General features: G+C 67.1%; 23 protein-coding genes and 1 pseudogene. 15 read left to right on the top strand and 9 right to left on the bottom strand.

The window, feature by feature from the left end:
- From HX774_RS10620 to HX774_RS10610, 3 genes are all read left to right on the top strand, one after another.
- Positions 1–705 (top strand): WYL domain-containing protein (locus tag HX774_RS10620; RefSeq protein WP_178826628.1); only part of this gene is annotated, 705 nt, incomplete at its 5' end.
- A gap of 68 nt (positions 706–773) precedes the next feature.
- Positions 774–2207, top strand: coding sequence for a hypothetical protein (locus HX774_RS10615; protein ID WP_178826634.1), 1434 nt, complete (start codon positions 774–776; stop codon positions 2205–2207).
- Positions 2208–2284: 77 nt separating this feature from the next.
- Complete coding sequence (locus HX774_RS10610) at positions 2285–3118, top strand: universal stress protein (protein WP_178826626.1); 834 nt, start codon at positions 2285–2287, stop codon at positions 3116–3118.
- 84 nt (positions 3119–3202) lie between these two features.
- Here HX774_RS10610 and HX774_RS10605 read toward each other — a convergent pair whose 3' ends face one another.
- Positions 3203–4741 carry a short-chain fatty acyl-CoA regulator family protein gene (locus HX774_RS10605; RefSeq protein ID WP_255500376.1) on the bottom strand — a complete coding sequence of 513 codons (1539 nt, stop codon included), beginning with the start codon at positions 4739–4741 and terminating at the stop codon, positions 3203–3205.
- 155 nt (positions 4742–4896) lie between these two features.
- Between HX774_RS10605 and aceA the strand changes: the two genes are divergently transcribed.
- Both aceA and HX774_RS10595 read left to right on the top strand, forming a co-directional pair.
- Entirely contained in the window at positions 4897–6174 is a 1278-nt protein-coding gene (gene aceA / locus HX774_RS10600) for an isocitrate lyase (protein WP_114818014.1), read from the top strand.
- Positions 6175–6189: 15 nt separating this feature from the next.
- The gene (locus HX774_RS10595; protein WP_114817991.1) at positions 6190–6399 is read left to right on the top strand and encodes a hypothetical protein; all 210 of its coding nucleotides are present in this window, start codon (positions 6190–6192) and stop codon (positions 6397–6399) included.
- Between the two features lie 13 nt (positions 6400–6412).
- On the opposite strand, the gene HX774_RS10590 is transcribed toward HX774_RS10595, so the two are convergent.
- Positions 6413–8701, bottom strand: coding sequence for an ATP-binding protein (locus tag HX774_RS10590; protein ID WP_178826624.1), 2289 nt, complete (start codon positions 8699–8701; stop codon positions 6413–6415).
- A gap of 147 nt (positions 8702–8848) precedes the next feature.
- Here HX774_RS10590 and HX774_RS10585 point away from each other — a divergent pair, with 147 nt between their 5' ends.
- The 6 genes from HX774_RS10585 to phoB all read left to right on the top strand — a co-directional run bounded on the left by HX774_RS10585 (position 8849) and on the right by phoB (position 15548).
- Positions 8849–10270, top strand: coding sequence for a cell wall metabolism sensor histidine kinase WalK (locus HX774_RS10585; protein WP_178826622.1), 1422 nt, complete (start codon positions 8849–8851; stop codon positions 10268–10270).
- A 138-nt stretch (positions 10271–10408) separates the two neighbouring features.
- A complete protein-coding gene (pstC, locus tag HX774_RS10580) occupies positions 10409–11839 on the top strand; it encodes a phosphate ABC transporter permease subunit PstC (protein ID WP_178826620.1) in 1431 nt (476 codons plus the stop codon).
- Positions 11832–13139, top strand: a complete 1308-nt coding sequence (gene pstA / locus HX774_RS10575) for a phosphate ABC transporter permease PstA (protein ID WP_178826618.1) — start codon at positions 11832–11834, stop codon at positions 13137–13139. Before pstC ends, pstA begins: the two co-directional genes overlap by 8 nt.
- Positions 13140–13224: 85 nt before the next feature.
- Positions 13225–14055 (top strand): phosphate ABC transporter ATP-binding protein PstB, encoded by an 831-nt coding sequence (gene pstB / locus HX774_RS10570; protein ID WP_178826632.1) that lies wholly within the window; start codon positions 13225–13227, stop codon positions 14053–14055.
- Between the two features lie 10 nt (positions 14056–14065).
- A complete protein-coding gene (phoU, locus tag HX774_RS10565) occupies positions 14066–14815 on the top strand; it encodes a phosphate signaling complex protein PhoU (protein WP_178826616.1) in 750 nt (249 codons plus the stop codon).
- A gap of 43 nt (positions 14816–14858) precedes the next feature.
- Positions 14859–15548 carry a phosphate regulon transcriptional regulator PhoB gene (gene phoB / locus HX774_RS10560; RefSeq protein WP_114817985.1) on the top strand — a complete coding sequence of 230 codons (690 nt, stop codon included), beginning with the start codon at positions 14859–14861 and terminating at the stop codon, positions 15546–15548.
- Between the two features lie 42 nt (positions 15549–15590).
- Here phoB and HX774_RS10555 read toward each other — a convergent pair whose 3' ends face one another.
- The 5 genes from HX774_RS10555 to HX774_RS10535 form a co-directional block, all read right to left on the bottom strand.
- A complete protein-coding gene (locus tag HX774_RS10555; RefSeq protein ID WP_178826614.1) occupies positions 15591–16397 on the bottom strand; it encodes an inositol monophosphatase family protein in 807 nt (268 codons plus the stop codon).
- 135 nt (positions 16398–16532) lie between these two features.
- Entirely contained in the window at positions 16533–17099 is a 567-nt protein-coding gene (gene efp / locus HX774_RS10550) for an elongation factor P (protein ID WP_114817983.1), read from the bottom strand.
- A gap of 127 nt (positions 17100–17226) precedes the next feature.
- A complete protein-coding gene (locus HX774_RS10545; protein ID WP_218650375.1) occupies positions 17227–17772 on the bottom strand; it encodes a TspO protein in 546 nt (181 codons plus the stop codon).
- 54 nt (positions 17773–17826) lie between these two features.
- Positions 17827–18072 carry a helix-turn-helix transcriptional regulator gene (locus tag HX774_RS10540; protein WP_178826612.1) on the bottom strand — a complete coding sequence of 82 codons (246 nt, stop codon included), beginning with the start codon at positions 18070–18072 and terminating at the stop codon, positions 17827–17829.
- Complete coding sequence (locus HX774_RS10535) at positions 18072–18569, bottom strand: DUF2975 domain-containing protein (protein WP_178826610.1); 498 nt, start codon at positions 18567–18569, stop codon at positions 18072–18074. Before HX774_RS10535 ends, HX774_RS10540 begins: the two co-directional genes overlap by 1 nt.
- A 92-nt stretch (positions 18570–18661) precedes the next feature.
- On the opposite strand from HX774_RS10535, the gene HX774_RS10530 reads away from it, so the two are divergent.
- Both HX774_RS10530 and HX774_RS10525 read left to right on the top strand, forming a co-directional pair.
- Complete coding sequence (locus HX774_RS10530; RefSeq protein ID WP_178826608.1) at positions 18662–19597, top strand: ABC transporter ATP-binding protein; 936 nt, start codon at positions 18662–18664, stop codon at positions 19595–19597.
- Positions 19597–20322, top strand: a complete 726-nt coding sequence (locus HX774_RS10525) for an ABC transporter permease (protein ID WP_178826606.1) — start codon at positions 19597–19599, stop codon at positions 20320–20322. Before HX774_RS10530 ends, HX774_RS10525 begins: the two co-directional genes overlap by 1 nt.
- Before the next feature lie 65 nt (positions 20323–20387).
- Here HX774_RS10525 and bfr read toward each other — a convergent pair whose 3' ends face one another.
- Positions 20388–20888: a bacterioferritin gene (gene bfr, locus HX774_RS10520; protein WP_178826604.1), complete on the bottom strand. Its 501-nt coding sequence runs from the start codon at positions 20886–20888 to the stop codon at positions 20388–20390.
- Between the two features lie 167 nt (positions 20889–21055).
- Positions 21056–21241 carry a bacterioferritin-associated ferredoxin gene (locus HX774_RS10515; RefSeq protein ID WP_114817976.1) on the bottom strand — a complete coding sequence of 62 codons (186 nt, stop codon included), beginning with the start codon at positions 21239–21241 and terminating at the stop codon, positions 21056–21058.
- 122 nt (positions 21242–21363) lie between these two features.
- On the opposite strand from HX774_RS10515, the gene thiE reads away from it, so the two are divergent.
- The gene (gene thiE / locus HX774_RS10510) at positions 21364–22023 is read left to right on the top strand and encodes a thiamine phosphate synthase (RefSeq protein ID WP_178826602.1); all 660 of its coding nucleotides are present in this window, start codon (positions 21364–21366) and stop codon (positions 22021–22023) included.
- A 64-nt stretch (positions 22024–22087) separates the two neighbouring features.
- A pseudogene (locus tag HX774_RS10505) lies at positions 22088–22320 on the top strand (histidine kinase); the annotation flags it as partial.

Raw genomic sequence — 22320 nt, 5'->3', positions numbered from 1 at the left:
GGCGAGGCGGGGCGGGCGGCGGCGCTGGAGGGTCTGGAGCGAAAGGTGAAGGCGGCGATGCGCTCGACCACCTTGAACCGGCTGGCCCCCGATCTGGAGGCCCTGGTGCGGGCCGAGACCATCGCCGTCCAGGCCGGGCCGCGACCCTCGGCCGACGAATCCGTACTGGCCGAGATTCGCGGGGCGGTGCTGGCGGGCCGGCCCTTGAGCTTCATCTATTCGCGACCGGGGGCCGAGGCCCGCAGCCGCAGCGTGGCGCCGTGCGGCGTCATGTTCGGCCGCGCCAACTATTTGGTGGCGGCTGATCGCGAGAGCGGACGCATTCAGACTTTTCGCCTTGATCGCATGACCTCGGTCGAGGCCGGCGACGGGTTGGCGACGCCGCCGGCTGACTTCGACCTGGCCGCCTTCGCCAGCCAGTCCTTCGGCATCTATCAGGACGAGATCGAAGACGTGGTCCTGCGCGTCACGCCCCAGGGCGCGACTGAAGCGCGCGGCTGGCGCTGGCACCCGACGCAGACGCTGGAGGATCAGCCGGACGGATCGGTGGTGGTGAGGTTCCGCGCCTCGGGCATGCGTGAACTGGCCTGGCACCTGTTCAGCTGGGGCGAGCAGGTGACGATCGAGGCGCCGCAGCGGCTGAAGGCGGTGATGGCCGGCGAACTGGCGGCGGCGGGCCGCGCCCTTTCACGGGCGCAATCGTGAGCAAACCGTAAGCTGACGCGGACGCCGCGTCGCCTATGCTCAAGCTGAACAGTCTGGAGTTTCCCGTCTTGCGTCTGAAAGCCTTCGCCGCCTCGACTGTCCTGACTACGGCCTTGCTGGGCGCCTGCGCCGCCGCGCCCCTGCCGCCGGGAACCTGGGACGTGCGCGCCGCGCCGGTGGTCGAGGTCGTGCGCGACGGGGAGCGCTGGACGGCGGACTATGTCTTCAACCGTGACGCGCAGGTCTGGGCCTTCATGGATTCTGCCCTGATGACCGACGTGCGTCAGCCCTGGCGTCCGACCCAGTGGACGGTCGAGACGCCCGGCGTCGTCATGGAGCGGCGCGGCCACTATGACGTGATCCGAAGTCTGGACGGCGGCCCTGTGCCCCGCCACGTCCGCTTCTCGATCAAGCCCAAGGCGGTCTATCTGGAGGCGGAATACGGCACGCTGACCTTCTCAGATGGTGCGGTCGCCCTGCCGACGCGTCAGTTCGACGTCTTCGCCCTGTCATCGGTCGAGGCGGCCGAGGCCATGCCCGCCGACCTGAACGGCATTGATCTGGAAGGTGGGGCCTCTACCGTCACCTGGCGTGATACGGCCGGGCCGGTGCTGTTCAACGGCAGGCGTCAGGCCGAGCTGACCACGACCGGCGAGCGCTCCTACGTCCTGCTGGGCCAGGCGCGGGTGACGCCCGGCGAGGGTCTGACCACGGTCATAGACCCCAACCTGCCGCCCTGGATCGGCGAAGAGATCCGTAGCTTCGCCCCCCATGTCGGGGACTACTACCTGCGCCGTCTTGGCGCGCCCGGCGTCGGCAGCGAGACGTCAACGGTCATGGTCAGCTGGAATGGCCCGACCGAGCGCCTGTCCAGCATGGGCGGCAGCGTCCTGCCGGGCCTGATCGTCATGAATTTCGAGGGCGTCGGCGTGTTGAATCCCACTCAGCAGGTGCTGGAGCGTTCGCGCTGGTTCATCGGCCACGAAAGCGCGCACTTCTGGCTGGGGCAGGCGGTTCGCTATGAATTCGCGCGCGACGCCTGGATCACCGAGGGCGGGGCCGACCTGATGGCGGTGAGGGCGCTGAAGGCCTTGGACCCAGCATATGACGACCGTGCGGAACTGCAGACCGAGGTGAACGACTGCATCGACCTGAGTCGCAAACCTTTGGCTGAGGCGGGCGACCGGGGCGAGCACCGAGCCTACTACGCCTGCGGGGCTGTCTTCGCCATGGCGGCGGAAGGGGCGCAGAAGCGGCGCGACGGAGGCGACTGGTTCGACTTCCTGCGCCCGGTGCTGGCGGCCAACCGGGAAGACGGGGTCTTGAGCCGTGTTGAATGGCTGGACGCGCTGACCCGCGTCTCGGGCGATCCGTCTCTGGCGGAGAGCATCGAGCGTATGCTGGATCAGGGCGCGGCCGATCCCGCCGCCGAAATCGCCAGCCTGTTCCGCAGGACCGGGGTTCCGCACCGGGTCGAGAACGGCAAGGTCGTGTTGATCTGATCGCTGTTATTTGATCGGGATCAAGGATCAAACCCGGCCCACGGCGTTCTATCGCTCTGGAACGAGAGGAAGTCGCGATGACTTGGTCCAGCCTGATCGTCTATGTCGATGATGAAGCCGACAACATCCAGCGGATCGAGCAGGCCGCCGCCCTGGCCAAGGCGCACGGGGCGCATCTGATCGGCGTGTCGGCCTGTGCGCCCGAGACGCCGGTGGCTGACGCCTATGGGGCGGGCATCCTGCTGGGCGAGGTGCTGATCGAGCAGCACGAACGCGCCGAGAAGGCGCTGAAGGGAGCCGAGGCCCGTTTCCGTGAGATCGCCACCCGCGCGGGCGTGTCGTGCGAATGGCGCGCCGACGTAGGCGATCCGACCAGCCTGTTGATCAAGCACGCCCGCTCCGCCGACGTGCTGATCGTCGGGCGCGACGCCGCCAACGCCAGCGGCTGGCGGGCGCCGCATCCGGCTGATCTGGCCATGCGGGCGGGGCGCTCGATCCTGATCGTGCCGCCGAATCCGGCGCGGTCGGTGGTCGGGGCTCCGGTCTTGCTGGCCTGGACCGACAGTCGCGAAAGCCGTCTGGCCGCCGTCGCCGCCATCCCCATGCTGCGCGAGGCCGAAAGCGTGCGTGTGCTGGAACTCTGCGATCCCGAGGACATGGACGGCGCGCGTCTGCGCACCGCCGACGTCGTCGCCTGGCTGACGCGTCATGGCGTCAAGGCCGAGGCCGAGGCCCGCGCCCATGATGACCGCTCGACGGGCCGTCGCCTGCTGGACTGCGCCGCCGAAATGAAGGCCGGCGCCATCGTCAGCGGCGCCTGGGGTCATGCCCGGATGCGTCAGTGGATCTTCGGCGGGGTGACGCAGACACTGATTACGGAAAGCCCGGTGGCCCTGCTGCTGGCGCATTAGCTGATCCTTCTCCCTTGCGGGAGAAGGTGGCAGGCGAAGCCTGAAGGATGAGGGGTGGGTGCAGCGCCTATCCGATGCTGGCCGTCAGGTTGGATCGACATAAAATCTACCGGCTGCGCCGACACCCCTCATCCGGCCCTGACGGGCCACCTTCTCCCTCAAGGGGAGAAGGGCATCTTGGGCAAACGGATAGGGACTGACCGACTTCGACCAGTCGTCCACCGTCAGCGCCCGCCCGACCGGCGGGGCGGCGCGTTCGGCGCAGGGGTGGCGTTCGCACAGACGGCAGGCCGGGCCGATGGGCGTGACCTCGGGCTTTTGCAGGTCCAGGCCGCGCGCATAGATCAGGCGGTGGGCGTGCTTCAGCTCGCAGCCCAGGCCGATGGCCAGGTCCTGTCCTTCGGTGAAGGCGTCCTGGCCCTGGCGGTCGACGGTGCGGGCCAGGGTGAACCAGCGCGATCCCTCTTTTCCGTCCTGGCTTGGCGTCTCGATGATCTGGGTGACGATGCGGCCCGGCGTGCGGAAGGCCGAGTGCAGCCGCCAGCGCGGGCAGGACCCGCCGAAGCGCGAAAAGGGAAAGGCGCCCGAGGCATAGCGTTTCGACACATTGCCCGCCTGATCGACCCGCATCAGGAAGAAGGGCACGCCGCGCGCCGTCGGGCGTGACAGTGTGGTCAGCCGGTGCGCCGCCTGCTCGAAGCCGACGCCGAAGCGGGCCTGAAGTCGGGCCAGATCATAGCCGGTCTCTTCCGCCGTGCGCTGAAAGGCGGCGTAGGGCATGAGGGTGGCGGCGGCCAGACTGTTGGTCAGCGAGGTCTTCAGCAGGTTGCGGGTCGGGTCATCGGGGGCGCTGGCCGCCTCGGTCAGGGCCTGAAGCTCGGTGCCATGCTCCATCAGGGCCAGCTGGCAGGCGACGGCGAAGGCGCGCGACGACGGCCCTAGCGTATCGGACAGCAGCAGCCGCCCCCGGTGCGGGTCAAAGCGGCGGGTCCATTCGACCATGACCTCGGCGGGCAGGGTGCGGACCGTCAGGCCGTGACGGGCGAACAGCCGGGCGCGGGCCAGGGCCTCGAAGCTCTCGTCCGGCGACGAGGCTTCAGCCTTCAGCGCCTCATGCAGGGCCTCGCCCAGGGCATCAAGTTCGGGGACATGGTTGTGCCGGGCCTGGATGTATTCGCGCACCCATTCCGAGGGGCTGTCGGCCGGGGAGGCGGCGCCGGCGACCTCGCCCTCGGCCCGGTCGCGCACGCGGCGGTCGGAAAAGGCGCGATACAGCCTCAGGATGGCGTCGGCGGCGGCGGGCTGATCCTCGGCCAGTTGCACGATCTCGTGGCGCGGCACGGCCAGGCCCTGGAACAGGGGGTCGGCGAAGGCTTCGGCTAGTTCGGCTTCTGACGCCGGGCCGCCCGATTGGCCGAGATTCCTCAGATCGACGTCATAGGTTTCGGCCAGACGCAGCAGAAGCTGGGCCGAGACGGGGCGTTGATTGCGCTCGATATGGTTCAGATAGGAGGGCGAGACGCCCAGGTCGCCCGCCATCGCCGTCTGCGACAGGCCGAGGTCGCGTCTCAGCCTTTTCAGGCGGCCGCCGAGGAAGAGTTTGCGATCAGCGACGGCGTTCATGACCTGATGATGTCACGATATGACCGATTGGCAAGTGTCATGATGTGACTGTTTGACTTTAATGATGGGGTTCTGGCTGTGTCAATTGTGACGGGGGCGTGTTTGTGTCTTCAGGACAGCGGCTGCGGCCGCGCCTTATCGAGACCGAGACGAACATGACGACCTTCGCCGATCTGGTTCCTTCGCCCGCCGGCCGTTTCGACGGCATCGAGCGTCCCTACACCCCCGAGGACGTCCTGCGCCTGCGCGGCTCGGTGCCGATCACCCACACCCTGGCCGAGCGCGGCGCCAACCGCCTGTGGGAGCTACTGCACACCGAGCCCTTCATCAACGCCCTGGGCGCCGTCACCGGCAATCAGGCGATGCAGATGGTTCGCGCCGGTCTGAAGGCCATCTATCTGTCGGGCTGGCAGGTCGCCGCCGACGCCAACACCGCCGGGGCCATGTATCCGGACCAGTCGCTGTACCCGGCCAACGCCGCGCCGGAATTGTGCCGCCGCATCAACCGCACTCTGCAACGCGCCGACCAGATCGAGCACGCCGAGGGCGGCGCCAAGCGTGAATGGTTCGCCCCCATCGTCGCCGACGCCGAGGCTGGCTTCGGCGGGCCGCTGAACAGCTTCGAAATCATGAAGGCCTTCATCGAGGCGGGCGCTGCCGGCGTCCACTTCGAGGACCAGCTGGCGTCCGAGAAGAAGTGCGGCCACCTCGGCGGCAAGGTCCTGATCCCGACCCAGGCCCATATCCGCAATCTGGTCGCCGCCCGTCTGGCCGCCGATGTCATGGGCACGCCGACCATCACGGTCGCCCGCACCGACGCCGAGAGCGCCCAGTTGATCACTTCGGACATCGACGAGCGCGACCAGCCCTTCATCGACCGCGAAAACCGCACGCCCGAGGGCTTCTTCCGTCTGAAGGAAGGCACGGGCCTGGACCACTGCATCGCGCGCGGGCTTTCCTACGCCAACATCGCCGACCTGCTGTGGTGGGAAACCTCGCACCCCGATCTGGATGACGCCAAGAAGTTCGCCGAGGCGATCCAGAAGGAGCATCCGGGCAAGCTGATGGCCTATAACTGCTCGCCCTCCTTCAACTGGAAGGCCAAGCTGGACGACGCGACCATCGCCAAGTTCCAGCGCGAGCTGGGGGCCATGGGCTACAAGTTCCAGTTCGTGACCCTGGCCGGCTTCCACAGCCTGAACAACTCGATGTTCGAGCTGGCCGACGGCTATCGCGATCGCGGCATGGCGGCCTATTCCGAGCTGCAGCAGCGCGAGTTCTCGAACGAGGCGGCCGGCTACACCGCCACCCGCCACCAGCGCGAAGTCGGCACCGGCTATTTCGATCAGGTCGCCACGGTGATCTCGAACGGCCAGTCCTCGACCACGGCCCTGAAGGACTCCACCGAAACCGCCCAGTTCCACGCCGCTTAGGAAAGGAATGAGCCTATGGAACCTCTGAACCGACCCCACGCGATCATCGAATTCTGCCTGGCACCGCTGGGTCTCGACCCGGACGCCGAGGCGACAAAGGAGGTCCGCAAGCGCCTGGACCACGTCATCAAGACGTTTCAGGCCAAGGCGGTGAAGCCCGTGAGCATCGACTTCTCGACTATGCCGTCACAGGTGATCAACGAAGCCGCCCACGGCTACGAATAGACGACGAAGACCCTCAGGCCGCTTGAACAGCGGCCTGAGGCGCGTCCGTGGTCAGCTCCTGCACCATGGCCAGCAGGGCCTCGACGCTGAACGGCTTGGCCAGATGGCGGTCGGCCCCGGCGTCCAGCCCCGCCGCGATATGTTCGGGCAGGGCGTTGGCGGTCAGCATGACGACCGGGGTGCGCGGCGCCCCCATGGCCACCTCATGCAGACGAATCTCGCGGGTCGCGGTCAGCCCGTCCATGACCGGCATCTGCATGTCCATCAGCACCAGGTCAAAGGGCGCGGCGCGACAGGCTTCGACCGCCTGGGCCCCGTCCTCGACCGAGACCAGATCGACGGCTTCCTGATCCAGGATCAGCTCGACCACGCGCCGGTTGGTGGGATGGTCGTCGGCGACCAGGATACGCAGGCGACGGGCGTTCTCGACAAAGAGCGAGTCCTCCGACGTGACGACCGTCGGCGTGGGCACAGCGGGCTTTTCGGCCGGGCGCAGGGGCAGGGTCAGGATGAAGGCGGCACCGCCGCCGGGCTCGCTCTCGCATCCCAGACCGCCGCCCATCATGGCCGCCAGTTCGCGGCTGATCGCCAGGCCCAGGCCCGAGCCGCCAAAGCGCCGCGTGATGTCGCCGTCGGCCTGTTCGAAGCGGCTGAACAGCCGGTCGCGGGTCTCGGCGTCAAAGCCGATGCCGGTGTCCTGAACCACGAAGCGCAGGCCCTGCGGCCCGGTGTCGACCGTCAGGCTGACAAAGCCCGAGGCGGTGAACTTGACGGCGTTGGAGACGAGATTGGTCAGGATCTGCTTCAGGCGCACGGCGTCGCCGTAAATCCATTTCCGGGCCTCCGGCGCGACCTCGACAAAGAACTGCAGCCCCTTGTCGCGCGCGGCGGCGGCGTAGAGTTGCGCGGCTTCCTCGACCGCGCGGGCCAGGTCATAGGGCTGATCGCTCAACTCCAGTCGTCCCGACTCGACACGAGCCAGATCGAGGATGTCGCTGAGCAGGGTCTGCAATGTGCGACTGGAGGAATGGATCAGGTCCAGCATTTCGCGCTGGTTCTCGTCCAGATCGGTGCGGGCCAGGGCCTGAGCCACGCCGATGACGCCGTTCAGCGGCGTGCGGATTTCGTGGCTCATATTGGCCAGGAACTGGCTCTTGGCGCGGTTGGCGGTGTCGGCGGCGTCTTTCGCTTCGGCCAGGGCCTGGGCGTCGCGTTTCAGGTCAGTGATGTCGGAGCAGACGGTGACGGTGCCTTTTTCGGCGGTGCGGCGGTCCTGAACCCGCAGCCAGCGGTCGCCGACGTTCTGCTCCATGGCGCCCTGGGGCCGGCGGCGATTGGCCATTCGCTCGGCGATCCAGGCCTGCTCGCGACCCACAGCGCAAGGGTAGATGCCGGCCTTCAGGCCTGCGTCGAGGATTTCTCGGAAGGTGACGCCGACCTTGAGCGCGGCGGCGATTTCGGGGTTCACTTCGGCGTAGCGCTGGTTCCAGATCGCCAGCCGGTCGTCGGCGTCATAGAAGCCGAGGCCGTCGGGCATGGCCTCGATGGCCTCTCGCAGTTGGCCCAGGGCGCTGTGTCGCGACCACCAGACCATGCCGGTCAGGAAGGCGGCGATGATGGACAGCAGGCCGACGCTGGCCCCGATCCACAGGGTCAGGGTCGTCTCGGCGGCGGCGGCGACGGGCAGAAGCACGCCGGGCGTGGGGGTGACGACCACGGCGCTCATGGCCACGAAATGCAGCCAGCAGACGCCCAGCGCCGCCAGAATGGTGGCGAGGATCACCCGCTTGGCGCCGACCCGCCAGGGCAGCAGGGCGATGGCGCTGACCAGCAGCATTCCGCCGACGATCGCCGTCATGACCAGGGGAGCGTTCCACGACAGGACGGCGCCGGACAGGCGCAGTCCCGACATGCCGAGGAAGTGCATCGCCGCGACGCCAAGGCCGCAGGTCAGGGCTGCGATCAGGCGGCCTAGGCGACCGATATCCGCTAGGGCCAGGTGCATGGCGACGTAGAAGGCGACGACGACGATGGCCAGGGAGGCGGCGGTTTCGCCAACGGCATAGCGCACCGGCACGCCGATATCATAGGCCTTCATGGCGATGAAGTGGGTGCTCCAGACGCCGAGCCCGGCCACCAGAGGAACGGCGATCAGATAGACCCGGCGCGAGCGCCGCGCGACATTACGGGCGCGGTCGAACAGGGACAGGGCTATCAGCAGGCTGAATATGGAGACGAGCAGGGCGAACGGCACGATTCGCCAGTCATGTTGCTGAACCAGGCAGTTCAGGATCGTATTCACGTCACAAGCCCCTCCAACCTGCCGAAAAGACTGCCGCAAATCGGTGAACAAACTACGCTATGCGCGAAATCTTCCGCCTTGCGGTCCCCCTTCGAGACGCGGCCGTTTTAGGCTCAGTCGCTGAATAATGAGATAACGTCGATCTCCATGCCGTATGAGCATTCGCCTTCGCCGGTCGCGCCGACCGCCTCGTCCAGGCTCTGGACCGCCGGGGCCAGCGGCGGCGTGGCCATTCTGGTCATGGCGGCGCTTGCGGTGATGAAGCCGGAACTGGCCGGTTGGCTGGCGGCGGGCGCCGTGGCCGTGGCCCTGGCGACCTGGCTGGTGAATCGTCGCCCTCCGGCCCTGGTCAGCATCAGCGAACTGGATCGCAGCGGGCCGGCCGATCTGGCGCCCGACGGCGTCCTGCTGGGGGATGTGTTCGAGGCGCTGGACGATCCGATCCTGATCATCAGCGGGGGTGAGGCGGACGACATCGCCGGACGCCGCATCGCCCTGGCCAACGCCGCCGCGCGCGAGCTGTTTCGACTGAACGGCACGGGGGCGGGGCTGCTGGTCTCGGTGATCCGCGATCCCAAGGTGCTGGAAGCGGTGGACGAGGCCCTGTTCGGGAATTTCAGCAGTACGGTCGACTATGTCGGCGGCGGCGCTCAGGAACGGCACTGGCGGGCTTTCGTGCGACCGCTGCCCGAGCGGGACGCTCATCTGTGGGGCGCCGGGGCCTTGGCCCTGCTGGCGCTGCGCGACGAGACCGACACCCGACGCATGGAGATGATGCGCGTCGACTTCCTGGCCAACGCCAGCCATGAACTGCGCACGCCGCTGGCCTCGCTGTCGGGCTTCATCGAGACGCTAAAGGGTCACGCCAAGGACGACCCCAAGGCGCGCGACAAGTTCCTCGACATCATGGCGATCCAGGCCGACCGGATGGGGCGGCTGGTCGCCGACCTGCTGTCGCTGAGCCGAATCGAACTGAACGAGCACATCGCGCCCCTGGGTCGGGTTGACCTGGCGCGGGCGGCCTCGGACGTGGTGGACGCCGTCAGCGTGATCTCGCGCGAGCGGGGCGTGACCATCAAGGCGGACCTGGGGCAGGGGGGAGCGACGGTTGCGGGCGACCGCGACGAGATCGTTCAGGTCATTCAGAACCTGATCGACAACGCCCTGAAATATTCCAGTCACGGCGGCGTCGTCGAACTGTTGATCGAGCGGGGCCGGACCCTGGACGAGGCCATGGCGGCGCGGATGCCAGAGGGAACGCGCCTGTCGCTGGCCACGCCCGACCGCGAGGCGGGCCAGAAGTACGCCGTGATCACCGTACGCGACCATGGCCCCGGCATGGCGCGCGAGCACCTGCCGCGCCTGACCGAGCGATTCTATCGCGTCGAGGGCCAGAAGAGCGGGGAACGCCAGGGCACGGGCCTGGGTCTGGCCATCGTGCGCCACATCATCATCCGCCACCGGGGCGGTCTGAGCGTAGACAGCGCCCTGGGCCAGGGCGCGATTTTCGCCGCCTGTTTCCCTCTGGCGCCCGTGCGGGATGCCGTCGAGGGCGCCCCTGCGACATGAAGGCCTGCGACACGAAGGATGGGCGTCGTAACAGAAGTGTCACGCGCCCGTCTTAATCCGCTCGCCAATCACAGGCAGTTTCCCGACCGAAACGCGCCGGACCCGGCACGTTAATGATTCACGCGCGCACGGACCCGGATGATCTGGATTTTCCTGTTATTGCTGATCGCCTTCTCGGGGCTTGCCTATCTGGGCGGGCGTCGGCTGGCGACGCGCCGCAGCGCGGGCGTCAGGGCGCACTCGCGTCCGGGCCAGCATGGCCTCTACGCCCTGATCTGGGTCGGCATGCCGGCTCTGGTCGTGCTGATCGCCGCCTCGATCTTCTCCACCCCGCTGGAGCGCCAGATGCTGGCCGCCGGCGCGCCGGACAGCGTCACCCAGCTGGAGCCCTTCCGTCGCGAGGCCTTCTTCTCGGACGCCCGCCGCATCGGCGACGGCCTTGAGGCCCAGCAGATCTGGCCCGCGCCCTATGCCGAGGAACTGCCGGCTGAGGGCCGTCGCGCGCACCGCATCTCTTCGGCCCTGAGCTGGGGCGGCGGCGTCGCGGCCCTGATCGCGGCCATCCTGGGCGGGATCTTTGTCTTTATCCGCATCCGTCCCGACCTGCGCGCCCGCAATCGGGTGGAAAGCTGGATCAGCATCGCCCTGTTCGCCTGTTCGGTCGTTGCCGTGCTGACGACCCTGGGCATCATCTTCTCCCTGGTCTGGGACAGCCTTCGCTTCTTCAACTCGGTGCCGATCACCGAATTCCTGTTCGGGACCAAGTGGAGCCCGCAGATGGCGATCCGCGCCGACCAGATCGGGTCGTCGGGCGCCTTCGGGGCGGTGCCTCTGTTCGCGGGCACCTTCCTGATCATGATGATCGCCATGATGGTGGCGGGACCGATCGGCCTGTTCTCGGCCATCTATCTGTCGGAATACGCCGGACGCCGCACCCGCGCCGTGGTCAAGCCTCTGCTCGAGGTCCTGGCGGGCGTACCGACCGTGGTCTACGGCTTCTTCGCCGCCCTGACCGTGGGCCCGGCCTTCCGGGTCTTCTTCAACACTATCGGCGGCTGGCTGGTCGGCGGACCGCTGGACGGCATCGGCCAATACCTGCTGCTGGTGCAGAACCAGATGGCCCTAGTGGCCGGCGCCGTCATGGGGATCATGCTGATCCCCTTCGTCAGCTCCCTGTCCGACGACATCATGAACGCGGTGCCTCAGTCCCTGCGCGACGGCTCCTACGCCATGGGCGCGACCAAGTCGGAAACGGTCAAGCGCGTGCTTCTGCCCGCCGCCCTGCCGGGCATCGCCGGGGCCTTCCTGCTGGCCATCTCGCGCGCCATCGGCGAGACCATGATCGTGACCATGGCCGCCGGTCTGGCCGCCAAGCTGACCCTGAACCCGCTGGATACGGTCACGACCGTCACGGTGCAGATCGTCACCCTGCTGACCGGGGACCAGGAGTTCAACAGCCCCAAGACGCTCGCCGCCTTCGGTCTGGGCCTGACCCTGTTCGTCGTCACCCTGCTGCTCAACATCGTCGCCATGCGCATCGTGCAAGCCTATCGGGAACAATATGACTGACGCGCCCGTCGACATTGGCGTGAAGACGAACGCCGTCAGCCCCCGGACCGAGCGTCTGCAAGCTCGCTTGCGCGGCCGCTACGCCCGTGAGACCCGCTTCAAATGGTATGGCCGCGCGGCCATCGGCTTCGCCCTGGTCTTCCTGGTGATCCTGCTGGGCAGCATCATCATGCAGGGCCGCACCGCCTTCTACAGCCACAGCGTGACCCTGCCGGTCTATATGGACGCGTCGCGCATCGACCGCGCCTATCCTCAGGGCGCGAACTTCGAACAGATCGTGGCGGAACAGCAGCTGCGTCGCCTCGGCATTCAGGACGACGCCCAGGGCTCCAAGACCGCGGCCATGAAGGCCCTGTTCTCGTCGGAGCTGAAGTTCCAGGCGGCGGGCATGATCGCGCGCCAGCCTAGCCTGCTGGGTCAGACGGTCCCGGTCACGGCGCCCCTGGCCGACAACGCCGACCTCTATTTGAAGGGAAAGATTTCCCAGGCCACGCCAGAGGACCAGCGTCGCATCAGCAATGAGCAGATGGCCTGGCTGGATAGGATGAAGGCGTCCGGTTCGGTTCGCGCCCACTTCAACAGCGCCCTGTTCACCAAGGGCGACTCGACCCAGCCCGAGCTGGCGGGCCTGCTGGGCGCCGTGGTCGGTTCGGCCCTGATGTTGCTGGTCACGGCCCTGATCGCCATTCCGGTCGGCGTCGGCGCCGCCGTGTGGCTGGAAGAATACTCGCCGCGCAACCGCCTGACCGCGATCATCGAGGTCAACATCAACAACCTCGCCGCCGTGCCGTCGATTGTTTACGGCCTGCTGGGTCTGGCCCTGTTCATCAACTTCCTGCACCTGCCGCGCGCCAGTCCGCTGGTCGGCGGTCTGGTGTTGGCGCTGATGGCCCTGCCCACGGTGATCATCGCCACGCGCTCGTCGCTGAAGGCCGTGCCGCCGTCGATCCGCGAAGCCGCCTTGGCCATGGGCGCCAGCCGCACCCAGACCGTGTTCGGCCACGTCCTGCCCCTGGCTATGCCGGGCGTCATGACAGGTTCGATCATCGCCATGGCCCACGCCCTGGGCGAGACCGCGCCCCTGCTGCTGATCGGCATGATCAGCTTCGTCCCCGGCGTGCCCCACGCCATCGACGAGCCGGTCGGCGCCCTGCCTTCGCTGATCTACATCTGGGAGAACGCCTCGGAGCGCGCGTTCCACGAGCGGACCGCCGCCGCCATCCTTGTGCTCCTAGCCTTCATGATCGTCATGAACGCCGCCGCGATCCTGCTGCGTCGGCGGTTCGAACGCCGGTGGTAGTCTGATGAAGTTCAACATTTTCCGCGCTCCCGACGGCCAATCCGGCGGTTCGAACGAGCCTGCTGCTGCTTCTGAGACCCCCGCCATGACCGCCTCCGCCGAACCTGCATCCCTGACCCGCGCGCCGACCCTTGGCGCTCATGCTTCGGCGCCCCTGGGTCCGATCAAGATCGCCGCGCGCGGCGTCTCGGTCTTCTATGGGGACAAGCAGGCCCTGTTCGACGTCTCGCTGGACATCCCGGACAAGACCGTCACGGCTTTGATCGGCCCGTCGGGTTGCGGCAAGTCGACCTTCCTGCGGACCATGAACCGCATGAACGACACCATTCCGGGCTGCCGCGTCACCGGCCAGATCGAGATGGACGGCGGCGACATCAACGACCGCAAGATCGACCCCGTGCTGCTGCGCGCCCAGGTCGGCATGGTGTTCCAGAAGCCCAATCCCTTCCCCAAGACGATCTACGAGAACGTCGCCTATGGGCCGAAGATTCACGGCTTGGCCACGTCCAAGGGCGAACTGGACGACATCGTCCAGAAGGCGCTTAAGCGCGCGGGTCTGTGGGAAGAGGTCGCCGACCGTCTGCACTCGCCGGGCACCGGCCTGTCGGGCGGTCAGCAGCAGCGTCTGGTCATCGCTCGCGCCATCGCGGTCGAACCCGAAGTCATCCTGATGGACGAGCCCTGCTCGGCGCTGGACCCGATCGCCACGGCCAAGATCGAGGAGCTGATCGACGAACTGCGCGAGCGCTACTGCATCGTCATCGTCACCCACTCGATGGCCCAGGCGGCCCGCGTGTCCCAACGCACGGCCTTCTTCCACATGGGCAAGCTGGTCGAGACCGGCGACACCGAAGAGATATTCACCAATCCCCGCGAGCGCCGCACGCTCGACTATATCACCGGCCGCTTCGGCTAAGGGCGCGAGCATGAACCAGCACACGGTCAAGGCTTACGGCGACGAACTGAACCAACTGACGGCCGAGGTCGTCCGCATGGGCGGTCTGGCCGAGGCCCAGGTGGCGGACGCCATCGAATCCGTCGCCCGCCGCGACGTGGCCCTGGCCAAGGCGGTGGTCGAGCGCGACAACCGTCTGGACGCCCTGCATCGCGACATCGAGAAGAAGTCGATCCGTCTGATCGCCCTGCGTCAGCCGGTGGCGTCGGACCTGCGCCGCACCCTGGGGGCCATGAAGCTGGCCTCCGATCTGGAGCGCACCGGCGACCTGGCCAAGAACATCGCCAAGCGGGCGCTGATCCTGGCGGAAGGCGAACCCATGCAGCCCCTGACCCGCTCGATCGAGCGGATGGGGCGGCTGGTTTCGACCCGGCTGCGCGACGTGCTGGACGCCTATACGGCCTCGGAGATCGAGCGCGCCCTGTCGGTCTGGAGCACCGACGACGAGGTGGACGAGCACTATAACGCCCTGTTCCGCGAACTGCTGACCTACATGATGGGCGATCCGCGCACGATCACGGCCTGCACTCATCTGTTGTTCATGGCCAAGAACCTGGAACGGATCGGCGACCACGCGACCAACATCGCCGAGACCGTCCACTATGAGATCACCGGCGAGGAAATGCTGGGCGAGCGGCCCAAGGCCGTTCCCGGTCCCGGCGAGGAACAGACGTCCACGCCGCATATCTCGACCCTTCCGTCCGATCTGACGGACGACTGACTTCCCTTCCTGCTGACGACTTCGACTGCCCGGAGAGCCTGACGTGCAACCCTATATTCTGGTGATGGAAGACGAGGACGCCCTGGCCACCCTGCTCCAGTACAATCTGGAGAAGGAAGGCTATGACGTCACCGTGGCGGCGGACGGGGAGGAGGGCCTGTTGCAGGTCGACGAGCGCCTGCCGGATCTGGTGCTGCTGGACTGGATGCTGCCCAAGCTGTCAGGGATCGAGGTCTGCCGTCGGCTGCGCGGCCGGGCCGAGACACGCAACCTGCCGATCATCATGCTGACGGCGCGCGGCGAAGAGTCGGACCGCGTGCGCGGCCTCGACACCGGCGCCGACGACTATATGACCAAGCCTTTCTCGATGACGGAGCTGACGGCGCGTATTCGCGCCGTGCTGCGCCGCATCCGTCCGGGCCTGGCCGACGACCGCATCAACCACGCCGACATCGTCATTGACCGCGTCGCCCACCGCGTCCGCCGCGCGGGCAAGGAGGTCCATCTGGGGCCGACCGAGTTCCGCCTGCTGGATCACCTGATGAAGCACCCGGGTCGGGTGTTCAGCCGCGAGCAGCTGCTGGACGCCGTCTGGGGCTCGGATGTCTATGTCGAGGCGCGCACGGTGGACGTCCACGTCGGTCGCCTGCGCAAGGCCCTGAACGTCGAGGGCACAGTCAACCCGATCCGCACGGTGCGCTCGGCGGGCTATTCGCTGGATCTGAACAGCTAAAAAGAAAACGCCCTCCCCCAAAAGGGGAGGGCGCCTCGTGAATCACGCCGCTTGCAGGATCTTGCGCAGTTGCGGGTGCAGTTCCGGGTTGGAAGCGACGATCTGCTTGCCGTTCTTGGGGTCGCCGTCGATGTCGATGGTCGTGACCGTGCCGCCGGCTTCGGTGACGAACAGGATGCCCGCCGCGACGTCCCAGGGCTGCAGATTACGCTCGAAATAGGCGTCGTAGCGGCCCGCGGCCACCCAAGCGAAGTCCAGCGAGGCGGCGCCCAGGCGACGAATGCCGGCGACGCGTTGGCCCACCGCGTGGATGTCCTTGATGGCCTGCGAATGGCCAGCCTTGCCGATGAAGGGCAGGCCGGTCGAGATCAGGCTCTCGGACAGGTCACGACGACCCGAGACGCGGATGCGCTGGTCGTTCAGATAGCAGCCCTTGCCCTTTTCGGCCCAGAACAGCTCATTCATGACCGGGTTGTAGGTGACGCCGGCGACGATCTCGGACGAGCCGTCGGGATGCTTGCGCTCCAGGCCCACCGTGATGGCGAAGTGGGGCATGGCGTGCATGAAGTTGGTGGTGCCGTCGATCGGGTCGACGATCCAGGTGTGCGACTTGTCGGTGCCTTCGACCAGACCGCGTTCCTCGCCGAGGAAGCCGTAGCCGGGGCGCGCCTTCATCAGCAGTTCAAAAAGGGTGTCTTCGGCCTTCAGGTCGGCGGCCGTGACGAAATCGCCGGGCCCTTTGCGCGAAACCTGAAGCTGGGCGACTTCGCCGAAATCGCGAAGCATGGGGCGGGCGGTCTTGCGCACCGCGCTGATGATGACCTGAACGAGAGCAGAGGCGAGGGCCATGGGGTTCTCCTGGTCCGGCTGTCCTTGAAGGCCCTGTCGGCCCGGAGAGACGGAGAAGCAAAAGGGGCGCGGACCATCCGCGCCCCTGTAGATACGTCTTAAGCGCCCGACCTTGGCCGGAAAAGACGGTGTTTGTTAGTCCGCGCGGCGGACGTATTCGCCCGTCGTGGTGTCGACGACGATGCGCTCGCCCACGCCCATGTAGGGCGGGATCATGATGCGAACGCCGTTGTTGGCCTTGGCCGGCTTGTAGGACGACGAGGCGGTCTGGCCCTTCACGGTGGGCTCGGTCTCGGCGACTTCCAGTGTGACCTGCTCCGGCAGCTCCAGGCCGATCGGGCGGTCTTCATGCATCTCGATGACGACCTTCATGCCCTCTTGCAGATAGGGGATGCGTTCGTCGCCGACCCAGTCCTTTTGCAGTTCGATCTGCTCGTAGGTGGCGTCGTCCATGAAGACCAGGCTGTCGCCGTTGTCGAAAAGGTAGGAGAAGTCCTTCTGTTCCAGGGTGACGCGCTCGACCTTGTCTTCCGAACGGAAGCGTTCGTTCAGCTTGTTGCCGGTTTCGAGGTTCTTGGCCTCGACGTTGGCGAAGGCGCCGCCCTTGCCGGGCTTGACGTGGCTGGCCTTGGTGACGACCCAGAGGCCGCCGTTGTGTTGCAGGACCATGCCGGGCTTGATGGTGTTGCCGTTGATTTTCATAAAAACCGCTGGGGTCTGAGGGCTGGGGGCGGCCCGGCCGCTCGTGGGCGGGCGCGCGAAATCGCGGCGAGCCGTAGAGGAACAGCGGAAAAAGGGCAATGGGGGCGCTGATCGCCGGTCTGCGGATCTAGCGGGTCATGCGGTCCAGTCCGGCCTCGGCCCGGTTGGCCAGGCGAACGCCCATGCCCATCGGCGAGGCCAGCTTGCCGGCGCCGGGGTCCAGCTTGCGCGCTTCATGGGCGAAGGCCGCCGCCAGGCCGGCCGAGGAGGTGGCGGCCAGAATCTGTGTGGTCAGCCGGGTTGGTCGAACGGCCAGCCAGATCGCGCTGACGGCCTGTGCCGCAACCCAAAGCGCCATGGCGGTGCGGCGCTCGGGGCGGGCCGGGGCGTTCCAGACACGAACGGCGGACAGGGTGGTGGCCGAGAACATGGCGGGCAGGATCAGGCTGATCGGGCCGCGGGGGCGCTCGGTGATCGGAGCGTCGCTGCCCAGCGGCTGCAGGGCGTGGCGCGGTTGCGGGCGGATCAGCTTCGAGGCCGCCGTGGTCGTCGCCAGGGCGAAACCCGCCGTCAGGGCCAGGCCCAGGGCGACGTGGGTCCAGTCCCGCCCCTCGGCGTTGAGGAAGTCGGCGGCCTGATCGCGGGCGGTGTCGAGGGCGTCTTCGATGGGCATGATGGCTCCTGAACAGATCAGGACATCAAATGACGCGCCGCCGGGGCGGTTCCGTCAGTCCGACTCAGTCGTGTCGGGCGGAGCCAGGTCGGCCGGGTCCAGATCATAGTCCAGCAGGTCGCCTGGCCGGCAGCCCAGGGCGGCGCACAGCCGGGCCAGGGTGCGAAAGCGGATGCCCTTGATCTTGCCTGAGCGGAACAGGGACAGCTGTGTCTCGCTGAGCCCGACCTGGGCGGCCAGGTCGCGGGCCTTGATCCCCTTGGCGACGATCAGGGCGTCGAGGGTGACGCGAACCGCCATCAGATCATCTCGTCCAGCTCGGCCTGGACGGCGCCTGCCTGATCGACCACCCGGCCCAGCAGAAACAGGGCGCCGCCGATCATGCCCAGGGTCATGCCCGCCACGTCGAAATGCAGATAGCCGCCCTTGGCGTGGCCGATCAGGCGCAACAGGTTGGTGACGACGAAGACGCTGATCACCCCGCCGACGCCGAGCGCCAGACCGACGCGGCGTAGGGTCGAGGCCAGGGTGGGCTGGATCAGTCGCCCCCGCGCCAACTGCCCCATGCCGGCGCCGATCGACCAGACCCCGAACAGGTAGCAGAGGGCGGGCGCGATCCAGATCAGCGAGGCGGCGACATCGCGCCCGCCCGTCAGGGTCGGCGTGCGCCCCCACTGGACGAGCGGGGCGATGAGGTGGGCGAGGGTCAGCAGCAGGCCCACGCTGGCCACCATGAAGACGGCCAGCCAGCGGTACTGGCCGCACAGGCGTCGAAAGCGGTCGAGGTCATTGGTCATCTGGCGGTTCCGAATCTGACTGATCTTTAATCTTGACTTAAAGATCGCCGCTTCGCAACTTTATCTAAGAGTTAAACGAATGGAGGGCGGTCATGGTCGGAATGATCGAGACGGAAGGGCTGACGCGGCGCTTCGGCGCGCGGACGGCGGTGGAGGCGGTGTCGATGACCGTGCCGGATCAGGCGGTCTATGGGTTTCTGGGTCGCAACGGCGCGGGCAAGACGACGACGCTGAAGATGTTGCTGGGTCTGATCCGACCGACGGCGGGGACGGCGAGGGTCGGCGGCGTGGACGTGGCGCGTGACCGCATCGGCGCAGCGCGCAAGGTCGGCGCCCTGCTGGAGGCGCACGGCTTCTACGGCAACCTGACCGGGCGCGAGAACCTGGACCTGAGCCGCCGTCTGCTGGGCCTGCCGCCCAGCGAAATCGACCGGGTGCTGGGCGTCGTCGAGATGCGCGCGGACGCCGGGCGCCGCGTCGCGGGCTATTCGCTGGGGATGCGGCAGAGGCTGGGGCTGGCCCGGGCCATGCTGGGCGCGCCGCCGGTGCTGGTGCTGGATGAGCCGACAAATGGTCTGGACCCGGACGGCATCGCCGAGATGCGCGGCTTTCTGCGGGGGCTGCCGGGGCGCACCGGCGCGACCGTCCTCTTGTCCAGCCACCTGTTGGGCGAGATCGAGCAGATCGCCACACACGTCGGGGTGATCCATCAGGGACGGCTGGTGCTGGAGGGCGAACTGGCGGCGCTGAAGGCGGCGGAGGCGTCGGAGATCACCTTGCGCGTCGACGACCCTCAGCGTGCGGCGGCGGTGCTGCGGCGATGGGACCTGACCCTGGTGGAAGGCGCTGACGGCATGATCGCGCGCCTGTGGCCCGGTCAGGACCACGATCAAGTCGCCGCTGGACTGAATCGGGCGCTGGTGGAGCAGGGGGTCGGGGTTTTCGCCTTTGGCGCCCGCGAACGCTCGCTGGAGGGGCTCTACCGCCAGGTGACCGAAAACACCCAATCCCTGCCGGAGGCCGCGTGATGTTGTCTGTCCTGTCTGTCGAGGTTCGCAAGCTGAACCGTTCGCTGGCCCTGCTTCTAGCCCTGGCGGCGCCGGGGCTGATCGCCCTGTTCGGCTTCCTGATGATGCTGCGCGCCAAAGAGGCCGTGACCTGGGACATGGTCATAGGTTCGGCGGTCGCCATTTGGGCGTATTTCATGATGCCGATGAGCGTCACGGCATTGACCGCCCTCGTCGCCCACATGGAGCATGGGCCGAGGTCCTGGGATCATTTGCGCGCCCTGCCTATTCCGCGCTGGAACCTGTACGCGGCCAAGGCGATCTGCGTCATCGGTCTGGTGGCGCTGATGAGCGTGGCGGTGCTGGGGCTGTCTGGAGCCGCGGCCTTGCTCGCCGCCCAGATCAAGCCGGTCGTGGCGCCGACCGGCGTGTTCGACCTGGCGGCCTATGCGCGGTCTCTGGGACTGATGGTCGTGGCGGGCGCGCTGATGATCGCCATTCAGTTCTGGGTCGCGATGCGCTTCGCCAGCTTCGTGCCGGCCCTGATCGTGGGCATAGGCGGGACCTTCTTCGCGGTCGTGGCGACAGCCGCCAAGCAGGGCGTCTTCATGCCGTGGCAGATGCCGGTCAATATGTTGGCGGGCGAAGCCTGGCGTGTGCAGACCGCGCTGGGGCTGGGCGGCGGGCTGGGCCTGGTGGTGCTGATCCTGGCCGTGGCGCACCTGGCGCGGCGCGAGGTGCTCTAGGCCAAGAAAAAGGGGGCGGCCGAACCTCGACCGCCCCCTTCCTTGAATGATGGCGCTGAAAGCGATCAGTTGCCGGTGGCGGCGCCGTCGGTCTTGATCTCGCTCATGGCCGACTGAAGATAGTTCTGGGCGCCCAGAAGCTCGATCAGCTTGTGCTGGTTTTCCAGGAAGTCGATGTGCTCCTCGGTATCGGCCAGGATCTTCATCAGCAGGTCGCGGCTGACGTAGTCGCGAGCTTCCTCGCACTGGGTGACGGCGGCGCTGGTGGTGGCGCGGCTGTCGATCTCCAGTTGCAGGTCGGCGCCCAGGCATTCGATCGGCTCCTCGCCGACCTTGAGCTTGTGCAGGTCCTGCAGGTTGGGCAGGCCGTCGAGGAAGAGGATGCGCTTGATCAGCATATCGGCGTGCTTCATCTCGCCGATGGATTCCTCATAGATCACGTTGCCGAGGTGGCTGAGACCCCAGCTTTCGAACATGCGGGCGTGCAGGAAGTACTGGTTCACCGCCGTCAGTTCGTTGGTCAGAACTGCGTTCAGGGTGCGGATGATCGCCGGATCGCCCTTCATGGTCGTCGCCTTTCGTCATGGGCGGCGAAGGGAGGCCGGAGCGGCGCTCCAGACTCAAACGCTGCCGGATGCGAAGCCTTTTACCACGGCAAAGGCCGCGTGGTTCATTTGCGAGTATTTATCACTGCATTGATAGTGCGAGTGAATTTCGCTGTCAGGTGAGCCGACTACTCAGCGGCGAGCGCGAAGGCCTGCTGGGTGTCCTGGATCATCTGACGCATTTCGCAGACGCATTTCGCGCACTGGGCAGTGCATTGATTGGATGCGAAAATCTCACGCGGGCGGGTGGCGCCCGCCTCGATGGCTTGGGCGACGTCACGCTGGCGAAGGCCGTTACAGTTGCAGACGTACAAGGCGGCAAGCCCCGAGGCAGTTACTGAGAATGGCTCGCTATAGCATTTCTTAAGGCGAGTGCAAATCGTTCGCATAGGGCTGCGACATTGACGCGCGGCGCGAGGACGGGCAGGGCGAGGACATGGCCCGTCAACCCGCTCTTACGCCCCGCCCGCCCTGCCAGCTGTATCTGATCACGCCGCCGGCCATCGCCGATCTGGAGGCCTTCGCCGGTCTGCTGGAGCAGGCGCTGGAGGCCGGCGAGGTCGCGGCGTTGCAGATCCGGCTCAAGGACGCCTCGGACGATCAGATCAGGGCCGCCGTGGCGCGACTGGCGCCGATCGCTCAAGCCCATGACGTGGCGGTGATCCTGAACGACCGGCCGGATCTGGCGAAAGCCACCGGCTGCGACGGCGTGCATGTGGGCCAGGCCGACACGCCGGTGGCCGAGGCGCGGCGCATCATGGGGCCGGACGCCATGATCGGCGCCACCTGCCATGACAGTCGTCATCTGGGCATGGAAGCCGCTGAAGCGGGAGCGGATTATGTCGCCTTCGGCGCCTTCTTCCCGACCGAGACCAAGGCGACGACCTATCGGCCCGAACTGGCTGAGCTGACCATTTGGCAGGAAACGATGGAGACGCCCTGCGTGGCCATCGGCGGCATCACGGTCGACAACGCCGCTGAAGTGGCCGCTGCGGGCGCCGATTTCGTCGCCGTCAGCGCGGGCGTCTGGAACCATCCGCAAGGGGCGGCGGCGGCGGTTCGGGCGTTCAACGCTGTTCTCGAAAGCGCCTTCTGACTTCAGAGGATGTTTAGGAAGCTCGGGCAGCATGGGGCGTTAGTCGCGTACACCGGACCCGATCATGACGATGAGCCGAGCGCTCGACAGGGCTGAACCCGTTCTCGACGCCGCTTCTGCGGAAGGCGGCGTCGTCGTAACTGCGCCTAACGCCGCCTTTTTCCGACAGCCTCTCGCGCCGATCCTGACAGCGGTCGGCGTGACCATTCTGGTCGTGCTGGCGATCAGCTTCGCGCGCACCAACGGCCTGGTCGCCGCCCTGTGGGGCGCGGGCGGCCTGGGGGCGGCGGTCTGGCT

Origin of the sequence: Brevundimonas sp. P7753 (assembly GCF_013386595.1) — a bacterium.
GTDB lineage: Bacteria > Pseudomonadota > Alphaproteobacteria > Caulobacterales > Caulobacteraceae > Brevundimonas > Brevundimonas bullata.
The sequence above is the reverse complement of the archived record's forward strand: the minus strand, read 5'-3'. Positions and strand labels throughout refer to the sequence as shown.

Bases quoted from the DNA above. Each gene is read 5' to 3' on its own strand.
- HX774_RS10555 (WP_178826614.1), bottom strand. From the start codon at position 16,397: ATGGCCCTCGCCTCTGCTCTCGTTCAGGTCATCATCAGCGCGGTGCGC.
- HX774_RS10545 (WP_218650375.1), bottom strand. From the start codon at position 17,772: ATGCCCATCGAAGACGCCCTCGACACCGCCCGCGATCAGGCCGCCGAC.
- HX774_RS10595 (WP_114817991.1), top strand. From the start codon at position 6,190: ATGGAACCTCTGAACCGACCCCACGCGATCATCGAATTCTGCCTGGCA.
- thiE (WP_178826602.1), top strand. From the start codon at position 21,364: ATGGCCCGTCAACCCGCTCTTACGCCCCGCCCGCCCTGCCAGCTGTAT.
- HX774_RS10610 (WP_178826626.1), top strand. From the start codon at position 2,285: ATGACTTGGTCCAGCCTGATCGTCTATGTCGATGATGAAGCCGACAAC.
- aceA (WP_114818014.1), top strand. From the start codon at position 4,897: ATGACGACCTTCGCCGATCTGGTTCCTTCGCCCGCCGGCCGTTTCGAC.
- HX774_RS10535 (WP_178826610.1), bottom strand. From the start codon at position 18,569: ATGACCAATGACCTCGACCGCTTTCGACGCCTGTGCGGCCAGTACCGC.
- HX774_RS10525 (WP_178826606.1), top strand. From the start codon at position 19,597: ATGTTGTCTGTCCTGTCTGTCGAGGTTCGCAAGCTGAACCGTTCGCTG.
- bfr (WP_178826604.1), bottom strand. From the start codon at position 20,888: ATGAAGGGCGATCCGGCGATCATCCGCACCCTGAACGCAGTTCTGACC.
- pstC (WP_178826620.1), top strand. From the start codon at position 10,409: ATGATCTGGATTTTCCTGTTATTGCTGATCGCCTTCTCGGGGCTTGCC.
- phoU (WP_178826616.1), top strand. From the start codon at position 14,066: ATGAACCAGCACACGGTCAAGGCTTACGGCGACGAACTGAACCAACTG.
- HX774_RS10605 (WP_255500376.1), bottom strand. From the start codon at position 4,741: ATGAACGCCGTCGCTGATCGCAAACTCTTCCTCGGCGGCCGCCTGAAA.
- efp (WP_114817983.1), bottom strand. From the start codon at position 17,099: ATGAAAATCAACGGCAACACCATCAAGCCCGGCATGGTCCTGCAACAC.
- pstB (WP_178826632.1), top strand. From the start codon at position 13,225: ATGACCGCCTCCGCCGAACCTGCATCCCTGACCCGCGCGCCGACCCTT.
- HX774_RS10530 (WP_178826608.1), top strand. From the start codon at position 18,662: ATGGTCGGAATGATCGAGACGGAAGGGCTGACGCGGCGCTTCGGCGCG.
- HX774_RS10585 (WP_178826622.1), top strand. From the start codon at position 8,849: ATGCCGTATGAGCATTCGCCTTCGCCGGTCGCGCCGACCGCCTCGTCC.
- pstA (WP_178826618.1), top strand. From the start codon at position 11,832: ATGACTGACGCGCCCGTCGACATTGGCGTGAAGACGAACGCCGTCAGC.
- HX774_RS10540 (WP_178826612.1), bottom strand. From the start codon at position 18,072: ATGGCGGTTCGCGTCACCCTCGACGCCCTGATCGTCGCCAAGGGGATC.